The organism is Halorubrum lacusprofundi ATCC 49239, from assembly GCF_000022205.1.
GTDB classification, from domain to species: domain Archaea; phylum Halobacteriota; class Halobacteria; order Halobacteriales; family Haloferacaceae; genus Halorubrum; species Halorubrum lacusprofundi.
On sequence record NC_012029.1, the window covers coordinates 74,479 to 99,483 of the forward strand.

General features: G+C 67.8%; 28 protein-coding genes. 13 read left to right on the top strand and 15 right to left on the bottom strand.

Translation table 11 applies throughout. From position 1 onward, the window contains the following. Positions 1–161: 161 nt before the first annotated feature. On the bottom strand, positions 162–1,784 hold the full coding sequence (locus HLAC_RS00360) for a GTPBP1 family GTP-binding protein (protein ID WP_012659320.1): 1,623 nt from the start codon (positions 1,782–1,784) through the stop codon (positions 162–164). A 341-nt stretch (positions 1,785–2,125) separates the two neighbouring features. On the opposite strand from HLAC_RS00360, the gene HLAC_RS00365 reads away from it, so the two are divergent. Then, on the top strand, positions 2,126–3,115 hold the full coding sequence (locus tag HLAC_RS00365; RefSeq protein WP_012659321.1) for an arsenic resistance protein: 990 nt from the start codon (positions 2,126–2,128) through the stop codon (positions 3,113–3,115). Between the two features lie 99 nt (positions 3,116–3,214). On the opposite strand, the gene HLAC_RS00370 is transcribed toward HLAC_RS00365, so the two are convergent. Then, positions 3,215–4,207: a transcription initiation factor IIB gene (locus tag HLAC_RS00370; protein ID WP_012659322.1), complete on the bottom strand. Its 993-nt coding sequence runs from the start codon at positions 4,205–4,207 to the stop codon at positions 3,215–3,217. Between the two features lie 163 nt (positions 4,208–4,370). Between HLAC_RS00370 and HLAC_RS00375 the strand changes: the two genes are divergently transcribed. Further along, entirely contained in the window at positions 4,371–4,907 is a 537-nt protein-coding gene (locus tag HLAC_RS00375) for a DUF7858 family protein (protein WP_012659323.1), read from the top strand. A gap of 28 nt (positions 4,908–4,935) precedes the next feature. Here HLAC_RS00375 and HLAC_RS00380 read toward each other — a convergent pair whose 3' ends face one another. The 3 genes from HLAC_RS00380 to rnz form a co-directional block, all read right to left on the bottom strand. Beyond that, the gene (locus tag HLAC_RS00380) at positions 4,936–5,727 is read right to left on the bottom strand and encodes a P-loop NTPase family protein (RefSeq protein WP_012659324.1); all 792 of its coding nucleotides are present in this window, start codon (positions 5,725–5,727) and stop codon (positions 4,936–4,938) included. A 58-nt stretch (positions 5,728–5,785) separates the two neighbouring features. After that, a complete protein-coding gene (locus tag HLAC_RS00385) occupies positions 5,786–6,217 on the bottom strand; it encodes an HIT family protein (protein WP_012659325.1) in 432 nt (143 codons plus the stop codon). 79 nt (positions 6,218–6,296) lie between these two features. After that, on the bottom strand, positions 6,297–7,229 hold the full coding sequence (gene rnz / locus HLAC_RS00390) for a ribonuclease Z (RefSeq protein WP_012659326.1): 933 nt from the start codon (positions 7,227–7,229) through the stop codon (positions 6,297–6,299). Between the two features lie 103 nt (positions 7,230–7,332). On the opposite strand from rnz, the gene HLAC_RS00395 reads away from it, so the two are divergent. Beyond that, positions 7,333–7,617, top strand: a complete 285-nt coding sequence (locus HLAC_RS00395; RefSeq protein ID WP_049933616.1) for a DUF7538 family protein — start codon at positions 7,333–7,335, stop codon at positions 7,615–7,617. 164 nt (positions 7,618–7,781) lie between these two features. After that, positions 7,782–9,728: an ABC transporter ATP-binding protein gene (locus tag HLAC_RS00400; RefSeq protein WP_012659328.1), complete on the top strand. Its 1,947-nt coding sequence runs from the start codon at positions 7,782–7,784 to the stop codon at positions 9,726–9,728. Positions 9,729–9,746: 18 nt separating this feature from the next. Here HLAC_RS00400 and HLAC_RS00405 read toward each other — a convergent pair whose 3' ends face one another. Next, positions 9,747–10,088, bottom strand: a complete 342-nt coding sequence (locus HLAC_RS00405; protein WP_012659329.1) for a DUF5789 family protein — start codon at positions 10,086–10,088, stop codon at positions 9,747–9,749. Positions 10,089–10,206: 118 nt separating this feature from the next. Here HLAC_RS00405 and HLAC_RS00410 point away from each other — a divergent pair, with 118 nt between their 5' ends. After that, on the top strand, positions 10,207–10,956 hold the full coding sequence (locus tag HLAC_RS00410) for a creatininase family protein (protein ID WP_012659330.1): 750 nt from the start codon (positions 10,207–10,209) through the stop codon (positions 10,954–10,956). A 26-nt stretch (positions 10,957–10,982) separates the two neighbouring features. On the opposite strand, the gene HLAC_RS00415 is transcribed toward HLAC_RS00410, so the two are convergent. The 3 genes from HLAC_RS00415 to HLAC_RS00420 form a co-directional block, all read right to left on the bottom strand. Continuing rightward, positions 10,983–11,426, bottom strand: a complete 444-nt coding sequence (locus tag HLAC_RS00415) for a DUF5790 family protein (RefSeq protein WP_012659331.1) — start codon at positions 11,424–11,426, stop codon at positions 10,983–10,985. A 139-nt stretch (positions 11,427–11,565) separates the two neighbouring features. Continuing rightward, positions 11,566–11,727, bottom strand: a complete 162-nt coding sequence (locus HLAC_RS18660) for a hypothetical protein (protein ID WP_154018573.1) — start codon at positions 11,725–11,727, stop codon at positions 11,566–11,568. A 126-nt stretch (positions 11,728–11,853) separates the two neighbouring features. After that, on the bottom strand, positions 11,854–12,660 hold the full coding sequence (locus tag HLAC_RS00420; RefSeq protein WP_012659332.1) for an aldo/keto reductase: 807 nt from the start codon (positions 12,658–12,660) through the stop codon (positions 11,854–11,856). 169 nt (positions 12,661–12,829) lie between these two features. Between HLAC_RS00420 and HLAC_RS00425 the strand changes: the two genes are divergently transcribed. The 3 genes from HLAC_RS00425 to HLAC_RS00435 all read left to right on the top strand — a co-directional run bounded on the left by HLAC_RS00425 (position 12,830) and on the right by HLAC_RS00435 (position 15,999). After that, complete coding sequence (locus HLAC_RS00425; protein WP_012659333.1) at positions 12,830–13,384, top strand: DoxX family protein; 555 nt, start codon at positions 12,830–12,832, stop codon at positions 13,382–13,384. 133 nt (positions 13,385–13,517) lie between these two features. Next, positions 13,518–15,233: a methyl-accepting chemotaxis protein gene (locus HLAC_RS00430; RefSeq protein WP_012659334.1), complete on the top strand. Its 1,716-nt coding sequence runs from the start codon at positions 13,518–13,520 to the stop codon at positions 15,231–15,233. Between the two features lies 1 nt (position 15,234). Next, positions 15,235–15,999 carry a bacteriorhodopsin gene (locus tag HLAC_RS00435; protein WP_012659335.1) on the top strand — a complete coding sequence of 255 codons (765 nt, stop codon included), beginning with the start codon at positions 15,235–15,237 and terminating at the stop codon, positions 15,997–15,999. 20 nt (positions 16,000–16,019) lie between these two features. Here HLAC_RS00435 and ahbB read toward each other — a convergent pair whose 3' ends face one another. Both ahbB and HLAC_RS19120 read right to left on the bottom strand, forming a co-directional pair. Then, on the bottom strand, positions 16,020–17,135 hold the full coding sequence (ahbB, locus tag HLAC_RS00440; protein ID WP_012659336.1) for a siroheme decarboxylase subunit beta: 1,116 nt from the start codon (positions 17,133–17,135) through the stop codon (positions 16,020–16,022). Between the two features lie 124 nt (positions 17,136–17,259). Further along, on the bottom strand, positions 17,260–17,418 hold the full coding sequence (locus tag HLAC_RS19120) for a DUF7317 family protein (protein ID WP_012659337.1): 159 nt from the start codon (positions 17,416–17,418) through the stop codon (positions 17,260–17,262). A gap of 319 nt (positions 17,419–17,737) precedes the next feature. On the opposite strand from HLAC_RS19120, the gene HLAC_RS00445 reads away from it, so the two are divergent. Both HLAC_RS00445 and HLAC_RS19125 read left to right on the top strand, forming a co-directional pair. After that, the gene (locus HLAC_RS00445) at positions 17,738–18,844 is read left to right on the top strand and encodes an anthranilate phosphoribosyltransferase (protein WP_012659338.1); all 1,107 of its coding nucleotides are present in this window, start codon (positions 17,738–17,740) and stop codon (positions 18,842–18,844) included. Between the two features lie 202 nt (positions 18,845–19,046). Then, positions 19,047–19,196, top strand: coding sequence for a DUF7563 family protein (locus tag HLAC_RS19125; RefSeq protein WP_012659339.1), 150 nt, complete (start codon positions 19,047–19,049; stop codon positions 19,194–19,196). A gap of 61 nt (positions 19,197–19,257) precedes the next feature. Here the strand turns inward: HLAC_RS19125 and HLAC_RS00450 are convergent, their stop codons facing one another. The 4 genes from HLAC_RS00450 to HLAC_RS00465 form a co-directional block, all read right to left on the bottom strand. Next, complete coding sequence (locus HLAC_RS00450) at positions 19,258–20,091, bottom strand: NAD+ synthase (RefSeq protein ID WP_012659340.1); 834 nt, start codon at positions 20,089–20,091, stop codon at positions 19,258–19,260. A gap of 95 nt (positions 20,092–20,186) precedes the next feature. Beyond that, the gene (locus HLAC_RS00455) at positions 20,187–20,612 is read right to left on the bottom strand and encodes a hypothetical protein (protein ID WP_012659341.1); all 426 of its coding nucleotides are present in this window, start codon (positions 20,610–20,612) and stop codon (positions 20,187–20,189) included. A 55-nt stretch (positions 20,613–20,667) separates the two neighbouring features. Then, positions 20,668–21,258 carry an NUDIX hydrolase gene (locus HLAC_RS00460; RefSeq protein WP_012659342.1) on the bottom strand — a complete coding sequence of 197 codons (591 nt, stop codon included), beginning with the start codon at positions 21,256–21,258 and terminating at the stop codon, positions 20,668–20,670. Beyond that, positions 21,255–21,638: a hypothetical protein gene (locus tag HLAC_RS00465; RefSeq protein WP_012659343.1), complete on the bottom strand. Its 384-nt coding sequence runs from the start codon at positions 21,636–21,638 to the stop codon at positions 21,255–21,257. The genes HLAC_RS00460 and HLAC_RS00465 overlap by 4 nt, the downstream gene beginning before the upstream one ends. Before the next feature lie 137 nt (positions 21,639–21,775). On the opposite strand from HLAC_RS00465, the gene HLAC_RS00470 reads away from it, so the two are divergent. The 3 genes from HLAC_RS00470 to HLAC_RS00480 all read left to right on the top strand — a co-directional run bounded on the left by HLAC_RS00470 (position 21,776) and on the right by HLAC_RS00480 (position 24,782). Next, a complete protein-coding gene (locus HLAC_RS00470; protein ID WP_012659344.1) occupies positions 21,776–22,732 on the top strand; it encodes a DUF5787 family protein in 957 nt (318 codons plus the stop codon). Positions 22,733–22,788: 56 nt separating this feature from the next. Beyond that, complete coding sequence (locus HLAC_RS00475; RefSeq protein ID WP_012659345.1) at positions 22,789–23,196, top strand: CBS domain-containing protein; 408 nt, start codon at positions 22,789–22,791, stop codon at positions 23,194–23,196. 209 nt (positions 23,197–23,405) lie between these two features. Next, the gene (locus HLAC_RS00480) at positions 23,406–24,782 is read left to right on the top strand and encodes an LLM class flavin-dependent oxidoreductase (protein ID WP_012659346.1); all 1,377 of its coding nucleotides are present in this window, start codon (positions 23,406–23,408) and stop codon (positions 24,780–24,782) included. The last annotated feature ends 223 nt before the right edge of the window (positions 24,783–25,005 follow it).

Here is a 25,005-nt window from a genome sequence, read left to right on the forward strand (position 1 = left end):
ACCCTTTTGATCACGACAATTAACCCTTTGCATATACTGTTGATTAGTAGTGATCCGCCTCATCGGACCGGTGCTTTCATCGGTTCCGGGGGTGTCAGCCCTGCTGAGTTCTGTACACTCAGCCGGTCTCGGTCGGCTCTTCGTCGGTCCTAGTTCTCTCGTCACTCCACGTCCCGAACGGTCCCGACGCCTTTGCTCGACCCCTCCCGGAAGACGAACCGCTGGCCCTCCTCGATCAGGTACGGCCGGAACTTGAACCGGATCGTCGTTCGGCCGGTGTCCCCGGGAAGAAGCCGCCCACCCTCGGGGGCGAAGACGGCCGCCTCCGAGACGGTCTCGACGTGAACGACCGGCTCGTACCCCTCCTGTATCCGCGTCGGGTGGTTCAACACCATCACCTCGGCCTCGAACTCGCGGACCGGTTCGGAGTCGCTGTCGCGGGGAACGAGCGCCATCCCGCGTTCGATCTCCGACTCGTCGACACCCTTCAACGCGATCCCGACGATCCGGCCGGCGGTCGCTTTGTCGACTCGGTGGTAGTGCATCTCGATCGAGCGCGCCTCCACCTCGCGGAAGGAGCTGTCGGCCATCGGCCCCAAGAGGAGTTCGTCGCCCGCCTCCACGGTACCGGAGTTGACCGTGCCGGACGCCACCGCGCCGACGCCGGTCACCTTGTAGCTCCGGTCGACGTACATCCGGAACGTCTCGCGCTCCGGGGTTGCCCGCTTCGGGAGCGTCTCGAACAGCCGGTCGAGCGTCCCGATACCCTCTTTCGTCACCGCGCTGGTTCGGAGGAGCGGGACGACGCCGTCCCCGACCTCCGCGACCGCTGTATCGATCCCGTGGCGGTCGACGAGGAGGGGGGTCTGTCCGGCGTCCCGGAGCGTCGACTCTACCTCGCGTTCGACCTCAGTGAGCCGCTCGTCGCTTACGGCGTCCGTCTTCGTGATCGCGACGATCGTCGGTAGCTCGGTCGCTAACAGGATCCCGAGGTGCTCGCGGGTCGTCTTCGTCGGCCCGTCGTCGGCGGCGACGACGAGGAGCCCGTAGTCGAGCTTCTGGCCGACGAGCCCGCGGATCGTCGTTCGGAGCCACGGCTCGTGGCCAACCGTGTCGACAAACGAGACCAGTCGATCGGCCTCCTCGACGATCTGCGCGCGGTCGGACTTACGGTGCGGGTTGTCCATCCGGATCGGCTCGTCGCCGTCATCGTCGAAGCCGTACACGGCGTACGAGAGGTCAGCGGAGAGTCCGCGTTCGATCTCGTGGGGCTGGACGTCGAGGAAGCCGCGCGTGCCGCCCTGTCCGTCGTCGGCTCGGCCGGTGACGAGGGTCCCGACGAGCGTCGACTTCCCGTGATCGACGTGGCCGGCCGTGCCGATAACGAGGTGGTCGTCGTCCGCCTCGAACATCCCGCCCTCGCGGAGGGTGGCGAGGCCGACCAGCCCTTCCGTGTTCCCGTTGCCGGCGGAACCGGCGCTCCACGTCTCGACGTCGGCGATGTGGGCATCTGCCTCGTCGGCTAAAAGCGAGAGCACGTCCATTGTCTCGGAGAACGCGTCGGGAGCGATTCCGGCTAACCCACCGTCGTCTGTGACGCCGAGGACGTAGGTCGCCTCCCCGTCCCCGGAGAGTATGCGGTGGCGGAGCTGGGCCACGAGCGACTCCATACGCCCGTCGACTAAGTGAACCCGGCGAGTCAGTCGCTCTTTGAACTCGATGGCACCACCGTCCCGCTCGCCGCGCTCGATGGCCCGCCGGAGGGCGGACCGGTCAGCGCTCATGGCCGATCATAGGTGACAGTCGGGCTTAACGTTTTTCGTGCCATATGCCCCCACGAAACGTGATCGTCCCCAAGTGATTGGGAGCAGACGGGAGCCGTCCAGGTCGCAACCGATCGCCCCGCCTGCCGACCCGTTGGCTCCTTTTAAGCGATCGCCGGAGGGAACGGACGTATGGACACACCGGTCCCCAGCGTCGCCGAACGGCGCGTTCGCGTCGCGCCGCTGCGGTCGTCCCTGCGGACCGTCACGAAACGGTGGCTTCGTCGTCGTTCCCGTTCTCGACTGCTTCTCTCCGACGGGAACCCACAGTCTTAGCACGCCACCGCCGCAGAAATGGGACGATGGACCTCGTCGAGAAGTACCAGTCGGCGCTCGTTCTTGCCGCCATCGCTGTCGGTCTCGCGGTTGGGCAGATCGACGGCGTCGCGTCCGTCGCGGACCGACTCATTCTCCCGTTCCTGATGGTCATGCTGTTCGCCGCATTCGTCGGTATCCCGCTCTCCCACCTCCGGGAGGCGTTCGGGAACCGTCGCGTGGTGGGATCGAGCCTGCTGGTTAACTTCGTCTGGAGTCCGCTGCTGGCGGTCGGACTCGGGGCAGTCTTCCTCCGCGACCAGCCCGCGCTCTGGGTCGGACTCATCATGCTTCTGGTGACGCCGTGTACGGACTGGTATCTCGTCTTCACCGATATCGCCGACGGCGACGTGCCGCTGGCGACATCCGTGCTGCCGTACAACCTCGTCCTCCAACTGGTGTTGCTACCGGTGTATCTCTACGCGTTCGCGGGGACGCTCGTCGACCTCCCGCTCGCGCTCTTAGTCGAGAGCGTCTTGCTCGTGCTGGTCGTCCCGCTGATTTTCGGCGGCATCGCCCGGTGGGGCCTCACCCAGACGAAGGGAGAGACGTGGTTCAGAGAGCGATTCCTGCCGCGACTGAGCCCGATCCAGATCGTCTTCCTCGCGCTGGCCATCGGAGCGATGTTCGCGTCGCAAGGCGAGGTGGTCGTCGAGAACCCCCGCCTGTTGGCGCTGCTTGCGGTTCCCGTCGTGCTGTTCTACGCGATCAACCTCGCGGTCGGGTTCGCCGCCGGCCGCCTGCTTTCCTTCTCGTACGGCGAGATGGTCTGTTTCAACAACACCATCCTCTCGCGGAACTCCCCCACCGCGCTCGCGATCGCCGTCGTCGCGTTCCCCAACGAGCCGCTGATCCCGCTGGCGCTCGTGATCGGGCCACTGCTCGAACTCCCGCTTTTAGGCGTTATCGCGCAGGTCCATCTCGCGGTCAGGGAGCGCTGGACGACCCGCTTCGACGTCTCGTCGAACGACCGATAGCTCGCGCTGGCGCTCACGTTCTCGGTGGCTCTCGACTCGCGGCACAGAAGATGACGATCGCGCTCCGATCACTTCACAGTCGCGTCTCTCACTCTCGGCTCACTCTTCGGTCAGGTCGACGTACGTCCGGCGGACGGTCACGGGCGTCACGTCGGCGACGTCGGCGGCCTCCTGCTGGGTGCACTCCGCGCCCAGTTCGCGGGCCGCGGTGTACAGGCAGGCGGCGGCGACGCCGACCGGGTTGCGACCGTTCGAGATTCCTTCCTCGACGGCGCGCTTGGCCAGCTCGCCGGCGCGGCGCTCCACGTCGGCGTCGCAGTCGAGTTCGCTCGCGAACCGCGGCAGGTACTCGGCGGGGCCGGTCGGGGCGATCGGCAGCCCGAGCTCGCGGTTCATCGCGTCGAAGGCGGCCCGGTGTTCGGCCTCGGTCGCTTTCGCCTCGGCGCAGATCTCGCCCACGGTGCGGGCCACGTCGGCGGTGCGGCAGGCGACGTACACGCAGGCGGCCGCGAACCCCTCCAGCGACCGGCCGCGGAGGAGGCTCTCGTCCTGCGCGGAGGCGAACAGCGTGCAGGCTGTATCGCGGACGCTGTCGGGAAGCTCCAAGGCCCCGGTCAGTCGCCGGATCTCGGTGTACGCGTACACCTTGTTGCGGTCGCGCTTCGTCGAGATCTGTGCGCGGTTGTGCTGGGTCCGCATCCGGGCGAGTCGCCGGCGCTTGCGCCCCTTGACCTTCGTCGACCGACCGATCTCCGTCGAGAGCCCGCGATCGTGGCGCGAGCGTGTCAGTGGCGCGCCGGTGCGCTTGGGGTTCGTGTCGTCGTCGTCGAACGACCGCCACTCGGGGCCGTGATCGATCCGGTCGGCCTCGACGACGAGTCCGCAGTCGGTGCAGACGCGCTCCGCGGCGTCGACGCGCGTCCGGCCGCCGCACTCCGGACACGTCTCGCGGGCGGCGGTCTCGTCGGCGTCGGCGGTTTCGTCCGCGTCGGCGGTTGCGGCGCGATCCGTGGTTGCGGTGCGGTCCGCGGTCGCGACGTCGTCGGTTTCGGTGCGGGGCGAACGGGTCTGGGTCGAGCGTGCCTCACTCATCACACATCGAACTCGGGCCCGATGCCTTACTTAAACCCGGGAGAATCTGGGGTGGATCGTCCCGATCGGGGCGCTCGAACCGACCGGTAACCGATCGGTGATTGGCGGCTTTCTCCCGCCGCAGTACGGTGGTTTTAACTCTCCGAGAGGGCCATCGGTTCGCATGACGCTGTCGGAGATCGCGGACGGCCTCGAAGTGACCGCGAGCCAGCGCGACCGAGGGGTCGCCGTCGCGGACGACACGGAGACCCCGCTCGTCGATCGGCTCGCGGAGCACGCGGACGACCTCCCGTGCACGCCGGAGGCGACGGCGACGCTCGTCGACGCCTACACCGCCGGTCGAAGCGTCGGCGACGCTGCCCGCGAGGCCGGCGTGACGCCGATGACGGGCGCGAAGGCGCTCCACCGCTGCGGCGTCGAGGGGGTCTGCCCGCTCGCGCCGAGCCGCCGTGATGTGGTCCGCGACTGGCTTGACGGTCGACTCGCGCGCAGCGAGGCGATCGCACTCACTGGCGGCGACGAGGTGGACTTCGCACTGGCGACGTACGTCGAGACCCACGACCCGCTGTCCGCGGTCGCCGAGGCGGTCGACGCCCACGTCGCTGGCTCCGCTCCGCTCGGCGCCGGTTCCGCCGGCTCCGGAGGAAACGACGCCGACGCGCTCGGCGGTGCGCTCGGGTCGCCCGACGGGCTCCGCTGAGCGGCGCGGCGCTTTCGCTCGCTTTTGCTCAGGACCGCAGCCGATCGACCAGTCCGGGCTCCTCGAACTCGATCCCGACCGTCGCGTCGAAGGCGTCCTCGAACGCCGCCGTGACGGCGCGCGCGTACGCCCCGCTTCCTGTCGCCGCCGTCGGTGCGCTCGCGACCGCGGGATCGGTCGGAGGGAGGCGGACGTTCGCGTCGTTCTCGGTCTCGTCCCCGTCGGCGTTCCGCGCCACCGCGATCGACCGGTCCAATCCACCGCCCACGTCGGCGATCCGGCCGCGGAGTCGCTGGAGGGCGTCGCGCCCGTGTGTCGTTGCCGGGAATACCGCCGCCGTCCGGTCGGCGGTCGTGACCCCCGCGACCGCCTCGTTCGAGCCCACGGGCGCGGCGTCGACGATCACGGCGTCGTAGCTCGTCGCCGCCTCGTCGATCCGTCGCTCCAGCTTCCGGGCCGCCTCCGCGGTCTTCGCCCGTGCGACGCGCTCGAAGGGTGCACGAGCCGGGATCACGTCGGCGCGGCCGGGGAGGTCCGGGGCGTTGCCGCCGCTGCTGTCGCCGCCGGTGCCTCCGTCTCCCAGCGCGATCGGGTACGTCCCCGCCGACAGCGACGCGCCGGTCTCGTCGGTGACGAGCGTCGTGAGGTCCGTCCCGATCCGGCCCGACACGTACTCGGAGAGCCCCTGCGTCGTGAACGCGGCGTCGACGACGGCCACGTCGCGGCCGTCTCGCGCACCGAGCGCCGCCAGTTCGACCGCGGTTCGCGTCGTTCCCGCGCCGCCGGTCGCCCCGACGAGCGCGAGCGTCGTCGCGTGCATGCCACCCGCTTCTCGCCGTTCGGTTTTTAAGCGCCGCGAAGTCCCGTGGTCACGCGCCTCACTCGTCGATCGCTGCCGCCACGTCGTCGGCGATCGCGTCCAACTCCTCCTCGGACAGGTCGGGGCGCTTGCCGCCGACCGCGTGGAGCGGCGCGCCGCCGTCGCCCTCGAACCGCGGAATGACGTGAACGTGGACGTGCGGAACCTCCTGTCCCGCCGCCTCACCGTCGTTAATTCCGACGTTGGCGCCCTCGGCGTCGACGGCGGCCTGCACTCGCGGCGTGAGCTCCGTCACGGCCGCGAAGAGGTCGCTCGCGAGGTCGTCGTCGAGGTCCCCGACGTGTTGTGCGTGCGCTTTGGGTATCACGAGCGTGTGCCCCGGTGCGAGCGGGTTGGCGTCGAGGAACGCCAGCACGTCGTCGGTCTCGTGGACAGTTCGGGCCGGAATGTCGCCGTCGACGATCGAACAGAAGATGCAGTCTGCGGACATACGCGAGGAGTCGTCGCGGCGACCCATCAAGGTTTCCCGGAGCGCGGCGCGGGCGTCGGTCGCGGGCGCGGTGCTCCCCCTACTCGTCCGCGTCGGGGAACGGCACCTCGATCAGGTCGCCGTCGTCGGGGAGGAGACACTCGCCGTCGAACGCCTCCCGCGCCTCGCGGCGGATCGGCGAGGCGTCGGCGGCGTACCGCGAGGAGATATGGACCAGCGCGAGCCGCTTCGCGCCGGCGCGCTCGGCGACCGACCCGGCCTCTCGACCGGTCGAGTGGGCCGTGTCGCGGGCGCGGTCCTCCATGTCGTCGGCGAAGGTGGCGTCGTGGACGAGCAGGTCGGCGTCCTCCGCGACTGCGACGGTCCCCTCTCGCGGACGGGTGTCGGCGGTGTAGACGAACTTTCGCCCGGGACGCGGCGGCCCCACTACCTGATCGGGCTCGACGATCGACCCGTCCTCGGCTTCGACGGGTTCGCCCTCGTGGAGCCGGCCGAACTTCGGGCCGACGGGCACGCCCAACTCCTCGGCCTTCGGGCGGTCGAACCGGCCGGGACGGTCGTCCTCTTCGAGGACGTACCCCTGCGACTTCGTCCGGTGGACCGTCTCGAACGCGCGGACTTCGTAGCCGTCGGCGTCGAGCGCGACTTCGCCCGGGGCGACGGACTCGATCCGAATCTGAAACGCGGGGTCGTGACCGACCGCGTGGACCAAATCGTGGAGGTCGTCTTCGGTCCCCGGCGGGCAGTGGATCGTCAGGGGCTCCGCCCGGTCGTTGAACCCGAGCGTCTGGACCAGTCCCGGAATCCCGAGAACGTGGTCGCCGTGGAGGTGCGAGACGAACAGGTGGTCGATCCCGAAACCGGTTCCGAACCGCATCATGCCGCGCTGCGTGCCCTCTCCGCAGTCGAACAGCAGGCGGTCGCCCTCGCGGTTGACGAACAGTGCGCTCGGCGCGCGCTCGGTGGTCGGAACGGCGCCGCCCGTCCCGAGGAAGGTGACGCGAAGGGACATGTCCAGCTATCGGAGCGGCATTTGTAAACCGGTATCGATGACGCTGCCGGTCGACACGCCCCGCCAGCGACACCGACATGTGCCCGCCGCCCCGATGACGACCGTGCACGACTCGATCGCCGCGCTGGTCGAACAGGAGGGATGGCGCGCCGAAGGTGACGCGGCGCGCGTCCACTACGACGGTGGGGGCGACCGGTTCGCGGTTGAGTTCTACGCGAACGCCGAGCGCGTTCTCTACTGGACGGTGCCGTCTGCCGAATCCGATGCGACCGCCGCCACAGCCGCCCCTGTTCCCCGCGAGCAGGTCCCCGACCCGCTCCGGCGGCGCATCCGCGAGGACCTCGACGCCGCCGGCGTCGACCCCGACGTGGAGCGTCGCGAGGTCTGATCTCGCGTCCGGGCTCGCGACCAGTTTGTCCCCTCCCGTTCCGTCTCCGTTCGTTTCGCTCTATCCTCTGATCACCCGTTCCAGCGCCCGTTACCGGAGATTTCCGCCGATATGTTTCGGTTCGAAGGAAACCTATTTGCCGCACGATACGATATGGAACGATAATGAGTAGCGCCGAATGGGAGGACGACGACCCCTTCGAGGAACAGCGGGACAAGATCGAGAACCCGATGAAACGACTGTTCCTCGCGTACGGTCGCGACTACCTCCCGCAGGTCTCCGTCGGTATCTTCGCCAGCGTCTTCGCGCGGCTCCTCGACCTCCTCCCGCCGCTCATGCTCGGGATCGCCATCGACGCCGTGTTCTACGAGGACGCGCTGTTCAGCGAGCAGATCCCGCTCGTGATCCTCCCCGACGCGTGGCTCCCGACGGGACAGACCGAACAGTTCTGGTTCACTATCGCCGTCATCGGGGCCGCGTTCGGTATCGGGGCCGGCTTCCACTGGATCCGGAACTGGGGGTTCAACGCCTTCGCGCAGAACATCCAGCACGACGTTCGGACCGACACCTACGACAAGATGCAGCGGCTCAACATGGAGTTCTTCTCCGACAAGCAGACGGGGGAGATGATGTCCATTCTCTCGAACGACGTGAACCGGCTCGAACGATTCTTAAACGACGGAATGAACTCGCTGTTCCGCCTCTCCGTGATGGTCGTCGGGATCGGCGTGCTGCTGTTCTGGATAAACTGGCAGCTCGCGTTGGTCGCGCTCCTCCCGGTCCCGATCATCGGCGGATTCACCTATCTGTTCATCAAGATCATCCAGCCGAAGTACGCTGAGGTGCGCTCGTCGGTCGGGAAGATGAACTCTCGGCTGGAGAACAACCTCGGCGGCATTCAGGTGATCAAGTCGTCGAACACCGAACCGTACGAGTCCGACCGCGTCGACGACGTCTCGATGGACTACTTCGACGCCAACTGGGACGCGATCACGACCCGGATCAAGTTCTTCCCGGCGCTCCGCGTGCTCGCCGGTATCGGCTTCGTGCTCACGTTTGTCATCGGTGGGCTCTGGGTGTTTCAGGACACTCCGCCGGGCCCGTTCACCGGCGACCTCTCGGTCGGGATGTTCGTCGTCTTCATCCTCTACACCCAGCGGTTCATCTGGCCGATGGCGCAGTTCGGGCAGATCATCAACATGTACCAGCGCGCCCGCGCCTCCTCCGCGCGGATCTTCGGGCTGATGGACGAGCCGTCGCGACTCGCCGAGGACCCCGACGCCGAGGATCTGACCGTCGGCGACGGCGACGTGGTCTACGACGACGTGAGCTTCGGCTACGACGAGGAGACCATCGTCTCCGACATCGACTTCGCGGTCGAGGGCGGCGAGACGCTCGCCCTCGTCGGTCCGACCGGTGCCGGGAAATCGACGGTCCTCAAGCTGCTGCTCCGGATGTACGATGTCGATGAGGGATCGATCCGGATCGACGGGCAGGACGTGCGCGACGTGACGCTCAAATCGCTCCGCCGCTCGATCGGCTACGTCGGGCAGTCGTCGTACCTCTTCTACGGCACCATCCGCGAGAACATCACCTACGGCACCTTCGAGGCGACCGACGAGGAGGTCCGCGAGGCTGCGGAGGCCGCGGAGGCCCACGAGTTCATCAAGAACCTCCCGGAGGGCTACGACACCATGGTCGGCGAGCGCGGCGTGAAGCTCTCCGGCGGGCAGCGCCAGCGCGTCACCATCGCGCGAGCGGTGCTGAAGGACCCGGACCTCCTCATCCTCGACGAGGCGACCTCGGACGTGGACACCGAGACGGAGATGCTGATCCAGCGCTCGCTCGACCGGCTCACCGCCGACCGTACCACGTTCGCGATCGCGCACCGCCTCTCGACGATCAAAGACGCCGACACCATCCTCGTGTTAGAGGGCGGCGAGATCGCCGAGCGCGGCACCCACGACGAGCTGTTAGACAACAGCGGACTGTACGCGCATCTCTGGGGCGTGCAGGCCGGCGAGATCGACGAACTGCCACAGGAGTTCATCGACCGCGCGCAGGAGCGCACTGCGCGCCTGGTCGAGGACGCCGAGAGCGACGACGACTGAGGTGTCGAGCGCAGCGGACTACTCAGACAGCTGGCTCCAGTCGCCGGTCCCGTCGATCTCCGACGCGTCGCGCCCCTCGCTCTCCGCCGGGTCGCCGTGATACCCGACCACTGCGTCGTCGTTGAGTCCGCTCAGAACTGCCTCTCTGACCTCCCACGGCTCGGCGAACGTCGTCGCCTCGCACTCCTGAAGCACCGACTCCAGCCGCTGTTCGCCCGCCGCGGTCTCCAGTTCGAACCCCCCGTACTGTTCGATCAGCTCCGAGACTGACACCGGATACTGGTGTTCGCGGAGCGCCGGTTTCAGCGGTCCGAACGTCACCCCGTACGCCCGTGCTGGATCCTCCTTGTCGTTGTCCATAGCTCGTCTCTCATCGCCCGTCGGATTAATTCCCTCGCTCGGCCTGAGCGCGTTTGATCCATCTCCCGAACCGACTGCGGACCGTCGCCTATACGACGCGTCCCGTCGACGAACCGGTATGCGACTCGCGGACGCCACCTGGACCGACGTGCGTGACGCCGACATCGACGTCGCGTTCGTCCCCGTCGGCAGCACCGAACAGCACGGCCCGCACGCGCCGCTCGGGACCGACACGCTCAACGCGGTCGCGGTCGCGGAGGCGGGCGCGGCGGCCTACGAGGCGGTGGAGACCGAATCGTCCGCCGACGTTGTCGTTACCCCGCCGATTCCCGTCGGCGTCGCCGAGGAGCACCGCGCGTTCGACGGGACGATGTGGATATCGCCGGACACGTTCCGGGCGTACGTCCGCGAGGCGGCCGAATCGCTGCCACACCACGGGATCGACCGAGTGGTGTTCGTCAACGGACACGGCGGGAACGTGGAGGCGCTCGCAGAGGTCGCCCGCCGGTTCTCGCGGGACGACGGTCACGACGGTTACGCGGTCGCGTTCACCTGGTTCGAGGCGGTCGGCGAGCACGCCGGCGACATGGGCCACGCCGGCCCGCTGGAGACGGCGTTGTTGCGCGCGACGAATCCCGACCTCGTCCGAGAGGACCGGATCGAGGCCGCCCGCGAGGGGGCGGCCGACCGCTGGGGTGAGTGGGTCTCTGGCGTGAACCTCGCGCACGACTCCGACGAGTTCAGCGACAACGGCGTGGTCGGCGACCCGACCGCGGGCGACGCCGAGCGCGGTGAAGTCCTGTTGGACCTCGCGAGCGACGCGCTCGCGGAACTGACGGCGGCTGTCGTCGATCGGAAGTCCGTTTAAAAGGGACGGGGAGACGACGAGCGCGGCTACTCCTCGTCTTCCCCGTCCTCGTCGTCTTCGCTCTCGTCGTCGCCCGCCTCCGCCGCGTCCTGCAGCGCGCCGCGGATCGCGGGCACGGTGCCGGTGAGCGAGGCGACCTCCTCGGCGGCGGCCTCGATGTCGGCGACGAGCGACTCCAGCGCTTCGATCTCCGCTTTTAAATCGTCGGCGTCCTCGAAGGCGTCGGCGCGCTCGCCGAGGACGTACGCCTTCTTCGCCGAGCGGACACTGTCGACCGCATCGCCGACATCCAGCGCCGACTTCAGCCCATTGAGCGCGCCGAGCACGTTGTCCGCGTCCGTCTCCCACACCGCATCGGCGTCAGGAAGCTCCGCGCGGGCGGCCTGCAGGTGCTCTTCGACCTCGGCACGGGTTTCCTCGGCGGCCTCGCCGAACAGGTCGTCGTCGTCGTCGAACGTGGACTGACTCATACCCGAGTCGTCGTGCCGACACCTTTTAAAAGCGCGCCCGAAAGCGGAAGTAAAATCCGAGACGACGAGGCGTCTGCGGTCCGGTTCGGTGCGACCGGGCGTTCAGTTCCGCTCGGCGGGGATTCGGGTCCGCGGTCGCTCACAGTCGACCGACGAGTTCCAGCGTGAACAGGCCGATCAGCAGACCGAGTACACCGGCCAGCAGTGCGAGCGTCCGAAGCCACTGTTCCACCCGTTTGCCGCTCGGTGTCGCGGCGAGGAGCGCGGGCCGTCCGGGGCGCTTGGGTTCGGTGTCGGTCACGGTCACAGGATCGGCGCCACATCACGTGAAACCGACTATGAGGGTCGTATAGCCGGTTTGACTGGTCTGTACGGCTATATAGCACCGCGAGGTCGGCGTCGGCTCAGCGTCGATTCCGCGAGGGGCTCACTCGTGATTCCACGGCGCTTCCTCGAAGTCGACGATCCGTTCGCCGCGATCGAGCGTGTCGATTCGGCCGATCTCATCGGCGGTCAGGTCGATCTCGCGGGCAGCCCAGTTGGCCTCGACGTGATCGAAGTCGGCCGCCTTCGGGATCGGGGCGACGCGATCCTTCGAGAGCAGCCACGCGAGGCTCACCTGCGCCGGGCTCGCGTCGTGGGCCGCCGCGATCTCCTGAAGCACGTCCACGTCGGCGACGCGGTTGCGTGCGATCGGCGAGTAGGCGACGAGCCAGTGGTCGTGCTCGGCCGCGCGTTCGCGCAGCTTCTCCTGCTGGAGCAGCGGGTGACACTCCACCTGATGCGCGAACACGTCGTGATCGAGTCGATCGATCGCCTCGTCGAGCTGGTCTGGCTGGAAGTTCGAGAGCCCGATCCGGTCGACGACGCCGTCGTCGACGAGGTCGTCGAGCGCGGGCAGCGTCTCCTCCGGATCGTAGGTGTTGATCGGCCAGTGGACGTACAGCAGGTCGATCGAGTCGACGCCGAGCCGGTCGCGGCTCACCCTCGCAGTTGCGGTCGCGTCGTCGTACGAGAGGTTGCCCGTCGAGAGCTTCGTCGCGACGAACAGGTCCTCGCGGCCGACGTCGGTGCGGTCGATCCCCACCGACACCGACGCCTCGTTGTCGTATCCCTGTGCCGTGTCGATGTGGCGGTACCCCGTCTCGATCGCGTGCGCGACGCCGCCGACGCACTCCTCGCCGTCGGCCAGCTTGTACGTCCCGTACCCGAGCCTGTCGAACGTGTTGGACATACGTCAGAAGGGTTTGGCAGCCACCTCAACGTACCGGTCAGGTCCGCCGCGGTGGCTGCCGTCGACGGTTGTTGCCGGGCGTCGCCGGCCGTCGGCGGCCGCGAACTCGACCTTCGCCCCCCCAGAAGTCTGCTCGCTATTTATATATAGGCGAGGAGTTGGGGGACATATGTCAACACAAGAAGTCGCGCTACGAAGCACGATCGGCGGCGTTTCGGTGGAAGGGAGACTCCACACGCTCAGCGTCTGGTTCATCCTCGCGCTGCGGCTGATGATCGGACTCGCGTTCTTCCAAAGCGGCCTCGATAAGGTTCTCAGCGGCGAGTTCAGCGCCGTGGGATATCTCCAGAACGCGCCCGCCGCGAACGGCAGTCCGGCCGCCGGGTTGTTCGCCGCGATGGGCGAGAGCGCGCTGTTCATCGACTTCGTGAACGTCGCGGTGCCGTGGGGTGAGGTCCTCATCGGCCTCGGCGTGATTGTCGGGCTCCTCACGCGGCTCGCCGCCTTCTGGGGCGCGTTCATGATGCTCATGTTTTACCTCGGGAACTGGGACATCTCGCACGGCTACATCAACGGCGACTTCGCGTACATGCTTGTGTTCCTCTCGGTCGCCGCGTTCGGCGCCGGACGGATCCTCGGACTCGACGCCTACGTCGAGCAGTACGAGATCGGCGGTCAGCCCCTCGTCGAGCGGTACCCGTGGACGCGGTACCTTCTCGGGTGAGGTGTCGTCCGGTTTCTCGGTGCAGCGTCGCCCGCTCCCGCGCTGATCGGAGTTCGGCGGCGGAGACCGTTATCAGTCCTAATATTCGGGTGACAGTTATTATGCCGGTCCGATCCGTGGAAATTCGTACATCATGCAAGCGGAATCGTCCTCCGGCGTCCGATCGAGTTACGGCGCGAAGCTCGCGCTGTCGCTGATCGGAGTCATGGGGGTCTCAGTTTCATACGGCGTCATCGTCTACCTCCGCGCGGAGGAGGCCGGGGCCGCGGGTGCGGAGGTCCGCTCCGGGCTCATCGGGATGACGCTGTTGACGGTGATCGGGCTCGCACTTATCGGTGTCACCGTCGGATCGAACACGGTCATCTCCCTGCGACAGCTTACGGACAAGGCCGAGCGGATGGCTGAGGGGGATCTCGACGTGCGGCTGGAGACGGGACGCACCGATGAGATCGGGCGGCTGTTCCGAGCGTTCGACGCCATGCGCGGCTCGCTCCGCTCCGAGATCGACGACGCTGAGGCGGCCCGCGAAGAGGCTGAGCGGGCGCGACGCGAGGCGACGGGCCGCGCCGAGACGGTCGAGCGCAAGGCGACCGAGTACGAGTCGGCGATGCGCGCGTTCGCCGACGGCGACTTGACCCAGCGGGTCGACTCCGATAGCGACAACGAGGCGATGGCGCGGGTCGGCGCCGCGTTCAACGAGATGGCCGACGAACTGGAGGGGACGGTCGCCTCCGTCGCAACCGTCGCCGAGGACACCGCCGACGTGGCCGGCACCGTCGACGACCGCACGGAGAGCCTCCGAGCGACGACCGGGACCGTCTCCGACGCGGTCGAGGAGATCGCCGAGGGGGCGCGCACCCAGCGCGACGACCTGCAGGGAGCGACCGACGAGGCGGAGAACCTCGCGTCCTCGGCCGAGGAGGTCGCCTCCACCGTCACCGACGTGGCGGAGACCGCCGAGCACGCCGCCGCGGTCGGCGAGGAGGGACGCGAGGCCGCCGAGGAGGCGCTCGCGGAGATGGACGCGGTCGAGGAGACGACCGCGGAGACGACCGCGGAGGTCGAAGCGCTCGCCGAGGAGGTCGAGGAGATCGGCGAAGTCGTCGACACCATCTCGGAGATCGCCGAGCAGACGAACCTGCTCGCGCTGAACGCCTCGATCGAGGCGGCTCGCTCCGGTGCCGACGGCGCCGGCTTCGCGGTCGTCGCCGAGGAGGTGAAGGCGCTGGCCGAGGAGACCCAAAAATCGGCGAGTGAGATCGAAGCCCGGATCCACTCCGTGCAGGAGCGCGCGGAGACGGGCGCCGACGCGATGGAACGCACCGAACAGCGAATTTCCGCCGGCGTCGAGACCGTCGAGACGTCGATCGACGCGCTCGAACGCCTCGCAGAGGCCTCCGAGCGGACCGACACGAGTATGACCGAAATCACCCGGGCGACCGAGACGCAGGCCAACTCCGTCGACGCAGTGGTCGGGCACGTCGAGGACGTCTCCGCGATCAGTGCACAGACCGCGAGTGCGGCCGGCGACGTCACCGGCGCGGTCGACGAGCAGGAACAGACTCTCGGCGCGGTCGAGACTGCCGCCGAGTCGCTCTCGGACCGCGCGCTCGCGCTGCGCGGCGCGGTGGATGACTTCGAGTTCGCGGCCGACGACGGCCTCGGCGCCGCGTCTACCCCCGTGTCCGACGGTCGCGGCCGCGACGCCACCACTACCGCGGTCTCAGACGGGGGTTCCGATGGCGGGACCGACGACGGCTCCTTCGACTTTTCTCACGGGAGTGAGGCACCCGACCGCGCCGGCGACAACCCCGCCGATGAAGGAGTGGACGGAGCGGGGGTGAACTGAGATGCTCGTCGACACCTCCGTCTGGGCGTGGCTCGGCGTGCTCGCTATGGGCGCTGGCACGATCCTCCCGCTGTGGGCGTGGTTCTCCCGGTCTTCGGAGACCGGGGAGTCACACGCCGTCTACTATCTGACGCTCGCCGGGGTCACCGGCGTCGCGGCGCTCGCGTACTTCGCGATGGCGCTCGATGTCGGCACGGTGTCGGTGTCGGCCGGTGACCTCGAAGTCGTTCGGTACGTCGATTGGCTCGTGACGACACCGCTTTTGATCCTTTACCTCGGGCTGCTCGCCCGGCCGTCCCGACGCGTGCTCGTCGGGCTGATCGGGGTCGACGTGGTGATCATCGCCGGCGGTATCGTCGCCGCTGCCACCACCGGAACGGTTTCGTGGGTCGCCTTCGGCGTCGCCGGAGTCGCGTACCTCGGACTTGTCTACGGGCTCCTCGTCTCGCTCCCGCGGTCGGCCTCGGCGGAGGGGGACCGGATCCGCGCCGTCTTCGGTACGCTCCGGAACATCACGGTGGTGTTGTGGACGCTGTACCCGGTCGTGTGGCTGCTCGCGCCCACCGGGTTCGGCCTGCTGACGCCGACGACGGAGATGCTCGTGTTCGTCTACCTCGATATCGTCTCGAAGGTCGGCTTCGTCGTCGTCGCGGTTATGGGCGCGGACGCGCTCAACCGCCTCGATGACGACCGCGAATTTGTCGCCACCGACCCCGCTGTTGCCCCCGACGCCGAGGAGCACACGACCGTCCTCGGCGACGACTGAGCCGCGTTCCCGTTTCCCGCTTACTCCCCGTCCGCGACGAGATCCTCGTACCGCGCACCGGTCTGTTTCAGCGTCTCCGTCGAGTAGAGCCGCTCGTGGGTGAAGGGGAGGTGGTCGGCCGCCAGCTCGTCGATCTTCGCGTCGACCGCCTCGGCCTCGCGGCCGTGGATCATGGTGAACAGGTTGTACTCCCACTCCTGCTCCGGGCGACGCGGCCGGTGGTAACACAGCGTGACGTACGGGAGGCTCCCGACCGCCTCGCCGCGCTCGTCGAGCTCGTCGTCGGGTACGTCCCAGACCACCATGCAGTTGTTCGTGAACCCGGTGACGACGTGGTTGACGACGCAGCCGATCCGCTTGATGCAGCCGTCCGCGAGGAGTTGCTCGACCGCTGCGAGCACGTCCTCGATGGGGGCGTCGATCTCGCTCGCCACGTCGGCGTAGGGGGTCGAAGACAGGGGGAAGCCGTCCTGAATCGCCAAGAGGAGATCGCCTTCGAGGGGCGTGAGATCGCCGCGGGCGTTCTCGGAGATTCGGGTGGCGGAGACGTCTGTGTGGTCCGACGCTCGCGGGTCGCTTCGCTCCCCGCTCGCGGAGTCCGAGGCGCTTCGCGCCTCGCCCGACTCCCGCGCGAACCGGTCCCCGTTGACGACGGGAAACTCCAGATCGATGTAGTAGTCGGTGAGCATCGGGAGGGCCAGCACCTCACAGCCGGTCCGCTCCTCGATCTCTGCGAGGATCGCGTCGCGGGTCTCGCGGGAGCCCGCGGTGACGACGAACCACTGGTTCCACTCGTGGTCGCGCCGGTAGTTGTGGTTCACCTGCTGGTAGCCGTTGATGACCTCGGCGACCTCGTTAAATCGATCCTCCGGCGCGCGCACCGCCGCGAGCGTCGAGGAACCAATGACTGGAGGATTGAGCACCGCTCCGAACCGCCGGAACACGCCGCGCTCTCGGAGATCGCGGACGCGGTCGAGAACCGCGTCGGCGTCGATGTCGACGCCCGTCTCGGCCGTGATATCGCGGGCGACCCGCTCGAACGGACGTGATTCGACGGGGAAGCCGCTCTGGTACTCGTCGATGAGGGCCGCGTCGACGGCGTCGATGTCGGCCCGCCAGTCGGCGTCCAGACTCATTGTGACGACTAGGTAGCGCGCGTACCTACGGGTTTCGGAGACGTTCGGGGACAGTTATCCGATTCGAAGCTCGGTCGTCAGCGGGAACGACGGGGGTCAGTCGCTGTCGTCGTCGACGGAGGCGTCAGTCGTCAGCAGGCGTCTCACCCGGCGTCGGCGCGAACGCCCGGGCGCTCTCCTCGAGCTGTGCCGTCGAGCAGCCGCCGACGGTGGCGGCCTGTTCGAGGGTCAGTGTGCGGGCGCGGTACAGCGTGAGTGCGGTGGCGACGGATTTGGACGTCATCGGGAACAACTGTTCACTAGATGGACGAACATATAACTCTAACTCCTTTTGAGGTCCGTTACGGAATCCACTAGCGACAAAAACTGTTGTACTTACCTAATATTGTCTCAGAACACAACGATCGTATTATCCTATTATGTGATCGAGTACCACGGAACCGGCGAGAATCGCCTCGGTTCCCGGCGTTGTCGCTCGCGCGCGCCGCAAGCGAGACGCGATGACTCGGTCCTCGTCCCCTCGGTAACGCGTCGGTCTGTGTCCTTCCCAGCACTCGGGAGCCGAGCGAGGGACTTTTCGTTCGAGGTCTCGAACGGCGCGTATGGCTCAGGCGACTCAGGAGTTCGGCGACTGGCCCCTCAAACGGCTGATGACCGATGTCTGCGGCTCCGGCCACAAGTCGGCCGACGACCTGACGCGCGCGCAGGCGACCGAGGCGTTCGAGCGCATCCTCGCGGACGAGCCCGACCCGACCACGCTCGGGGCGTTCTGGCTCGCGAACCGCTGGAAGCGGAACACGGCCGAGGAACTCGGCGCGTACGTCGACGTGATGTGCGAGCGCGTCGAATACGCCGAACCCGACGCCGACCCCGTCGACTGCGGCGCCAACTACGACGGCAAGGGACGCTCCGCGATCCTCGGCGTCGCGGCCGGCGTCGTCGCGGCCGCCGCGGGCACCCCTGTCGTCGTCCATTCGGGCGACCGGGTCCCCACCCAGAAGCAGGACGCGTACAAGCACGTCCTCGACGAGCTGGGCGTCCACACCGAGCTGACGCCTTCGGACTCCGCCGACATGGTCGACGAGACCGGCTTCGGCTTCTACTACCAGCCCGCGTTCAACCCCGCCATCGACGACCTGTTCGACCGCCGCGACCAGATGGGGGTCCGGACGTTCGTCAACACGATCGAGACGCTGGCGAACCCCGCCGGGGCGTCGGTCCACCTCGGCTCCTTCTACCACCTCGCGTTCGCGAAGAAGGTGGTCGACACGTTCGTAGAAAGCGAGTTCCACGACCTCGACCGCGTCCTGATGTTCCAGGGGATGGAGGGGTACGACGACGTGCGCCCCGGCTACACCAAGGTCGCCGAGTGGGACGCGGCGGGCGGCGACGGGGACGAAGCGGGAGACGCCGGCAGCGAGGGCGCGTCCTTCGACGACTTCGAGATCGAGACCGCCAAGTACGGGATGGACCTCGAAGAGGAGGACCTCGCGGTCGACGACGTCGCGGTCGAGTCGGCAGAAATCACCGAGGCGGTGCTGACCGGCGAGCGCGACGGGCCCTTCGCCGACGCGGTCGCGGTCAACGCTGCGCTCCGTATCTACGCCCGCGAAGACGCCGACTCGATCGAGGACGGCCTCGACGCGGCCCGAGCAGTTATCGACGACGGCTCCGCACACGACGTTCTCGAAGCGCTTCGCGACTTCTGATCGCGCTCGGCGCGCTTCTCCGTCATTTTCTCACCTCTGCCGTTCCCGGTTTCTTTCGTCTCTCGTGACCGCTACTCTCCCGTTTTCGCCGTCTCGATCCCCCGATCTGGGTCGAATTTGGGACGGAATTCGGAAAGCAGTCTTGAGGCCGTAGCACCAAGTGAAGGTGTACCGAACATGACCTACGATACCGCTCCTCACTATGCCCACGTGTGAACACTGCGAGGCGCACGTCTCCGACCGATTCGCCCGGGTGTTCTCGGACGCTCGCGGCCGGATACACGCGTGTCCGAACTGCTCGGCGAACGCCGGGATCGCCGAGGTCGCAAAAGAACGGGCACAAAACGCCTGAATCCCGCTGACCGGTCTCTCTCGGCCTTCCGACCTTTCTTGGTTCATTGCCCCGACGACGCCTAGCGCTCGGGCGCGGGCGGCATCGATCGTTTGTGAGCGCTGCGCTCGACGAGTTCGACGACGCGGTCGACGGCCTCCTCCGGCACGTCGAGTTCGCGGACCGTCGCCGCTCGAGAGAGCCCGCCGTCGACGTGGACCGCCAAGATCGCGTCGACGGTGTCGTAGTCGAGTCCCATCTCCGCCGCGTCGGTCTGGCCCTCCCACATGCCGGCGGTCGGCTCCTGCATCACCAGATCGCGGGGCACGCCGACGTGCGCGGCCAGCTGGCGCACCTGCTGTTTGTACAGGTTTCCGATCGGGTTGCAGTCGACCGCCTGATCGCCGTACTTCGTGAAGTAGCCCGTCATCGCCTCCGCGCGGTTCCCGGTTCCCAGCACGATCCGGTTCTCGGCGTTGGCGACGAAGTAGTTCAACACGGCGCGGGTCCGGACGTAGACGTTCCCCGCCGCCATGCGGTCGTCGGCGGCCTCGGGGAACGCGTCGAAGACGGACTCCGCGATCGGCTGGATCTCGACCACGTCGTACTCGATCCCGAGGTCGTGGGCGACGCGCTCGGCGTCGCTCATCACGTCCGGATCGTTCACCTCGGCGGGCATCGTGATCCCGTGGAGGCCGTCCTCGCCGAGCGCTTCGACCGCGAGGTGGGCAGTCAGCGTCGAGTCGATCCCGCCAGAGAGCCCGAGGACGGCGCCCTCAGATCCCGCGTCGTCGACGAGATCGGCGATAAAGGAAACAATGCGCTCGCGGGCGTTCTCCAACTCCTCCTCCGAGAGGCGGAGATCGAGCGGGGGGTCGTCCGACAGCAACACCGACTGGTCCGAGGTCCGGCTCATGGACTGAGTCTGGGACCGAGGCGACTAATACCTCCCCGTCGGCGCGGGGAACTGGACGCGTGTCGGGTTCTGCGACACACCGCGAATCGATCGTCTCACGCGCCGCCGACGAGCGGGCCGCGACGGAACGTCGGTATATAAAAGAGAGCGGCGAGCGCGACGAACAGCCCCGCGGCGTACCGGAGTTGGGTAACCGGGTCCGGCGGCGAGAGGATCGCGCCGCCGAGGACCGAGATCGCTGCGCTGGCGGCGAGCCAGCCGGCGATCCGGTCGATTCGGGGTACCGGCTCCGCACGCTCGCCGATCCGAGATGCGAAAAGGATGTACGCCACGAACACCGGGACCGGAAACAGCGCCGCGCCGACGCCTATCAGCCATCGACGAGGCTTGGAGACGCCCCGAGCGGCGGCGTCGCGGGACACGACGGCGACGATCGCGACCGCGGACGCAAGGAGTGCGAGGCCGACGACGCCGGCGAGGAGGATATTCGACGTATCGGGACCGGTCTGGAGGACGATCACGCTCGGCGATCCGGCGGCAATTTATAAATACCCGGCGACGGTGGCCGTCGATCCCTTATAAACAGCCGTCCGCTTTGGCCAACAGCAACCCCTCCAGCGTCGCGTCGTTGGTCGGCGGCTCTCGGGCGACCGCCAGCGCCTCGTCGATCGGGACCGTCCGCGGGACGAGGAACTCGTTGCTGTCGTGGTCGACGTCGACCGGCTCTAACCCCTCGGCAAACACGTAGCCGCGTTTGTGCCGGAGAACCCCAGTTGAACACCACACCTCCTGCAGCAGCGATGTCGACGACGGTTCAAATCCGGTCTCCTCGGCGAGTTCGCGGGCGCCGGCGGCGGTGTACGACTCGCCGGGCTCGACGATCCCCGCGGGAAGCTCCAGTTGGGTGTTCCGCACGGTCGGTCGGTACTGCTCGACGAACAACACCTGGTCGTCGGCGACCGCGACCACGATCGTCGCGGGCGACAGTTCCGCCCAGTAGTACTTCTTCTCCGTCCCGTCGGGCTGCTCGACGCGGTCGTACCCGCCGACGAACCACCCCTCGTCGTACTCGACGACGACCTCCCGGACCGGCCACTCCGGCTCGCCCGGTAGCGAGTGGGTCCGCCCGTCGTCGAAGGCCGGCAGGTCGCGGAGGTCGTCGCTCACGGCCGTACCACCTCCACGTAGTAGACCCGTCCGTCGCGGCGGACGCGGACCCCGTCGCCGGTCGCCGCCTCCGGCACCTGTCGGGTGAGCGCGTCCACCTCGTCGAACGGGGTATGGGTGAACCACTTCTTCACCCCGTACGGGCCGGTCTGGTACCCCTCGGAGCGACCGTCGTCGCTCGCGAGCGCGCTCGTGAGGAACGGGTACCGCCGGTCGGAGACGTTGTTCACGTCGGCCGCGGTCTCGTTTGTCTCTATCGGCTCGGCGGTGAGGTAGTACGGATCGCCGCTTCCGAGGTAGCTCGGGAGCGCCCCCAGCGCGAGCAGGGCGACGACCACCAGGGCGATGGCGATGAGGAGATTCCGGGTAACCCGGCGCATGGTCGCCGTTGGCGCCGGCGGGGAATACCGGTTTCGACCGTGGTGGAATCGCTCCGGCTCTCGCTCTCTCAACGCCGCGCCTGGCACCGACACCCCGCCGCCGACGCGCTTTACTCGCCTGCGTCCCTCCCTCGCTCATGGAGTTCCGGTTCGAGTTGGCGCTGTGTGCCGCGCTCGAGTCGCCGGACCGCGTCGTCGCCCGCCAGCTCGGGGCCGGGATCGAAAACCCCGGCGGCCGGATCGTCGACGTCTGCGTGCTGACGCCCGGCCCGGGGTTCGACCGCCGCGCGGCGATCACGCCCGACCGGATCCCGGATCCCGCGATCGAGGCAGCAGTCGGTCCCGGCGAGGCGGTTCCCCTCAAGAAGGCGTTCGACCTCCCGCCGGACCGTGCTGAGGCGGTCGCCGAACGCGCGGCGGAAGTTGGCTACCTCGAACGCGAGCGCCGAGACGGGCGCCCGATCGTGCGCGCGACCGCCCGCTACCCCGACGACTGGGTCGGCTCGCTGACCGCGATCGAGAACAAGCCGGACCTCGGTACGCCCGGCGATCTGGCAGCTCAACTGCGATACGACGCCGCGCTCGGACTGTTCGACGAGGTCGTGCTCGCGACCGCCTCCTACGTCACCCGTGCGCATCTCAATCGGATCCCCGAGGCGGTCGGCGTCTGGCGGTTCGATCCCGACACGGGCGAGCGCGAGGTCGTTCGGGAGTCGACGCCCTTCGAACCCGACGCGCCCGGCGTCGAGATTCGGGAGGAACGCGCGCTCCAGACGGATGTGGCGCTCGTCGACCCCGCCGCGAAGGCGCGAAAGCGCCGCCGGATCGCCGAGCGCGCCTACGGGAAGGGATGGCGCCCGGATCCCCCGGGCTGCGCGCACGCGTCGACGACTGCTGACGGGCGCCCGCACTGCAATCGGTTCGATCGGATCGTCGATCCCGGGCGCGACTGCGGTGCGCCCTGTCGCGCGCACGAGCCTGCGGATCCCCCCGCAACCGACCGGGGCCCCCTCCGTGACGAGCGGACCGCGTGGGTGGCCGATCCCACCGGTGACGGTCCGCGTCGGCAGTCGGGCCTCTCGCGGTTCCTGTAGCCGGTGCCGACGCTCTCTGTGGGAATCCTTATATCCCGAGCGACGGACTCTCGGGTATGGACGAGATCGATGACGTGTTCGTCGCGCGGCTGATGACGAGCGACATTCACACCGTAACGCCCGACACGCTGGTCGAGGACGCGGCGGCTGTGTTGCTCGACAACGACATTAGCTCGGCGCTGGTCGTCGACGACGACGGCGCCTTAGTCGGTATCCTCACCACGACGGACTTCGTCGACATCGTCGCGAAGAGCCAGCCGAAGGCGGAGACGACCGTCGAGCGGTACATGACGCGCGATCCGATCACGGCCGGCGCGCAGGACTCCGTCTCGGCCGTCGCGTCGCTCATGGTCGAACACGGATTCCACCACGTGCCCGTCGTCGACGGTGACACGCCCATCGGGATCATCACGACCTCCGACTTCGCCGCGTACGTCTCCTCGCCGGAGACGCTGTCGCCGTAGTCACCTCCGCTTCTCGCAGTCACCTCGTTCACCTCCGCTTCTCGCAGTCACCTCGTTCACCTCCGCTTCTCGCAGTCACCTTGTTCACCTCCGCTTCTCGCAGTCACCTCGTTCACCTCCGCTTCTCACCGTCGTTTCCCGCGTCCCCGACGCCGACAAGTCCCGCCCCTTTCTGTGGGGTATTACCCGCGGATCGCGTACCGCGTTCTATGTCCGACCATTTGCATCTCAACCTCTTCACCATGGCCTCGGTCGAGCACGTCTCGCCCGGGTCGTGGACGTACCCTGGCGACCGATCGCCGGAGTACACCGACCGCGAGTACTGGACCGAGGTCGCCCGGACTGCCGAACGCGGCGGCTTCGACGCGGTCTTCTTCGCCGACGTGCGCGGGATCTACGACGTGTACGGCGACGACCGCGAGACGGCCGTCGAGAAGGCGGTTCAGACGCCTGCGAGCGACCCGCAGCTCGTCGTTCCCGCGATGGCGGAGGTCACCGACGACCTCGGCTTCGCGATCACGCGCTCGACCACCTACACCCACCCCTACCAGCTCGCGCGGGAGTTCTCCACGCTCGATCATCTCACCGACGGGCGGGTCGCGATCAACGTCGTCACCTCGTACCTCCAGTCGGCCGCCGAGAACCTCGGGCTCTCCGAGCGGATGGACAAGCAGACGCGATACGACCGTGCAGACGAGTTCCTCGACGTCTGTTACAAGCTCTGGGAGGAGTCGTGGGACGACGACGCCGTCGAGATCGATCGCGAGGCGGGCCGGTACACCGATCCAGAGAAAGTCTCGACGATCGACCACGAGGGCGAGCACTTCTCGGTGCCCGGTCCCCACGGCTGCGAGCCCTCTCCCCAGCGGACGCCCGTGATCTATCAGGCGGGCTCGTCGGACCGGGGTCGGGAGTTCGCAGCGGCCAACGCTGAGGCCGTCTTCGCCAGCCAGCCGACCGAGGAGGGCGTCCGCGAGTACGTGACGGACGTGAAGTCGCGCGCGGCGGACCACGGGAGAGACCCCGAGAGCCTCCGCTTTTTCATCGGCGTTGTACCCGTCGTCGGCGAGACGGAGGCGGCCGCCGAGGCGAAACACGAGGCGTACAAAAGTCACGTCGACGTCGAGGCGACGCTCGCGCTCCTCTCCGGATTCCTTGACATGGACCTGTCGGAACTCGACCCCGATCAGAAGGTCGAACACATCGAGACCGACGCGATTCAAGGGACGATGAACGCGTTCACCAAGGCCCAGCCGGACCGCGAGTGGACCGTCCGCGAGGTCGCCGAGTTCTGCGGGCTCGGAACCACCTCGCCGACGATCGTCGGCACCCCGGAGCAGGTCGTCGACGACCTGGAGCACTGGCACGAGGCGGTCGGCGTCGACGGCTTCAACGTGAAGGAGGTCGTCCGCCCCGACTCGCTGACCGATTTCGTCGACCTCGTCGTCCCCGAACTGCGCGAGCGAGGGCTCGTCCCGGACCCCGACGATGCGGGTGACTCGCCCCGCGGCGACGGCACCCTCCGAGAGCGACTTCTCGGGACAGGTCAGTCTCAACTCCGCGACGACCACCCAGCGAAGCAGTGACTGAGCGCGTTTCCGCCCCGGTATTGTGTAGATTTCACCGGTTTCTAACACGACAACTCTGCCGCCCCCGGCACGCTTAAGTGGATTCCACCAGTTATTTCAGGTGACGCTTCGCTTGGAGGGCCGAAGTGTCAGCGGGGACCTACTGAACGACACGCTCGTGCCACCTTTTCCCGGCACGGGCGTGCCGTTCATTCCTTTCACTACCCTAGAGCGGCTGATC